Annotated in this window: 2 protein-coding genes and 1 pseudogene; 2 read left to right on the top strand and 1 reads right to left on the bottom strand. The window is 73.3% G+C overall.

Annotation, left to right across the window (positions count from 1 at the left end; genetic code table 11):
- Positions 1-79, top strand: a pseudogene (locus ABZ564_RS32735) (gas vesicle protein); the annotation flags it as partial.
- Between the two features lie 23 nt (positions 80-102).
- Here ABZ564_RS32735 and ABZ564_RS32730 read toward each other — a convergent pair.
- Positions 103-564 carry a hypothetical protein gene (locus ABZ564_RS32730; protein WP_360863143.1) on the bottom strand — a complete coding sequence of 154 codons (462 nt, stop codon included), beginning with the start codon at positions 562-564 and terminating at the stop codon, positions 103-105.
- A gap of 140 nt (positions 565-704) precedes the next feature.
- On the opposite strand from ABZ564_RS32730, the gene ABZ564_RS32725 reads away from it, so the two are divergent.
- The gene (locus ABZ564_RS32725; RefSeq protein ID WP_360863142.1) at positions 705-1,607 is read left to right on the top strand and encodes a carbohydrate kinase family protein; all 903 of its coding nucleotides are present in this window, start codon (positions 705-707) and stop codon (positions 1,605-1,607) included.
- The last annotated feature ends 89 nt before the right edge of the window (positions 1,608-1,696 follow it).

The following is a 1,696-nucleotide window of genomic DNA, read 5'->3' as shown; positions in this document are numbered from 1 at the left end:
GCTCACCATCCGGCTGCGCCTCTTCGTCGCCTCCGTCGACACGGCGAAGAAGGCCGGTACGCCGCCCGCCGTCACGTCCGCCACAAGTGGCTCAGCGGGGGATCAGCGCGAGCACCTGCGCCGGGTGCGGCACTTCGCCGAGGCGCGGACCCGGTAGCCGCCGGCGCCCAGGAAGCCGAGGCCGATGCCGAACATCCAGGAGTCCTTGGCCAGCGGGACGCCGTCCTGGCTCGGCCGCAGGCTGCCGGGCTCGCGCATCCCGGGAACGCGCAGATACAGGCCGAGGAGACTGCCGGAGAACCCGGTGAGGACGAGCCCGGCGAGCCTGGTCGGCACGAACGGGGCCAGCAGGGTCCCGCCGACCGCGATCTCCGACCACGCGAGCAACCGGGTGAAGCGGGCGGGTTCGAGCTTGCCGAGGAACGGATAGGCGGTGCACGCCATACCGTGCAGTCCCTGGGCGGTCGCCTCGTCGGCCTTGAGCTTGCCGAGGCCGGAGTTGAGGATGAACGCACCGGTGGCGAGGCGCGGCGGGATATCGCGCGGTTCGGGCAACGGCATCATGGCGTGAGCCTCCACGGATCAGGTTGTCGGCCCCCGACCGAGCATAGCCAGCGGGTGTCGCGGGCGCGCGCAGAGCGCGACCGGGGCTGCCGGAGGGGTGGGTGATACTGACTCGCGGCGGGAACACGAGAGGGGGCTCAGTGGTCCGACAACGAACGGAATACGACGTCGTGGTGGTGGGCGGCAGCGGGGTGGACACGATCGTCCGCGTCGACGCCCTGCCGGTCCCGCTCGCCGACGCGGTCATGGTCGGCCCGATCCAGGAGTGGCCCGGTCAGACCGGAGGCAATGTGGCGCTCGGTGTCCGCGCGCTCGGTCTTGAGGTGGCCTTCCTCGACTGCATCGGTGACGACTGGATCGGTGCGCAGGTGCGCGAGCGGATGGCCGAAGGCGGTGTGGAGTTCCACGCCGTCATCTCCCCGGCCGGAACCCGGCGCGCGGTGAACCTGGTGGACGCGACGGGCCGGCGGATGTCGTTCTACGACGCCCGTGACCCGGAGGACCTGCGGATGCCGCGGGACTTCTACCTGCCCCGGCTGCGCCGGGCCCGCCACGTCCATCTGTCGATCATGAACTTCGCCCGGTTCCTGTACGACGACATCGAGGCGCTGGGGGTGCCGGTCTCCACCGATCTGCACGACTGGGACGGACTGGGCGAGCACCAGCGGGAGTTCGCGCTCCGGGCCGACCTGGTCTTCTTCAGCGCGGCGGCGACGGGCGGACGGGCCCCCGCGCTGATGCGGGAGATCCTGCGCGAGGGCCGGGCCACGACGGTGGTCGCCACGGCGGGCGCGGAGGGCGCGTACCTCCTCACGCGCGACGGCGGCGACGAACCACTGCACATCCCGGCGGTCGTGCCGCCGGCGCCGGTGGTCGACAGCAACGGGGCGGGCGACGCGTTCGTCACCGGCTTCCTGTACGGCAGGCTCGACGGGCGTGAGCCGTCGGAGTGCGCCCGGCTCGGGGCGGTCGCGGGCGGCTACGCCTGTACGGCCCCGGGTTCGACGGCCATGATCGGCCGGGCGGAACTCCTGGGCGCGTGACACCGGCCGCGCGGGGCGTGCGGGTGCCCCCCCAGGAGGACGGCGCGGCACCGCGCGATCCGGCGCCCGCCCCCGAGCCGGAGCGCCGG

Origin of the sequence: Streptomyces sp. NPDC019224 (assembly GCF_040632605.1) — a bacterium.
Classification (GTDB): domain Bacteria; phylum Actinomycetota; class Actinomycetes; order Streptomycetales; family Streptomycetaceae; genus Streptomyces.
This window is presented reverse-complemented; position numbering and strand designations above follow the sequence as displayed.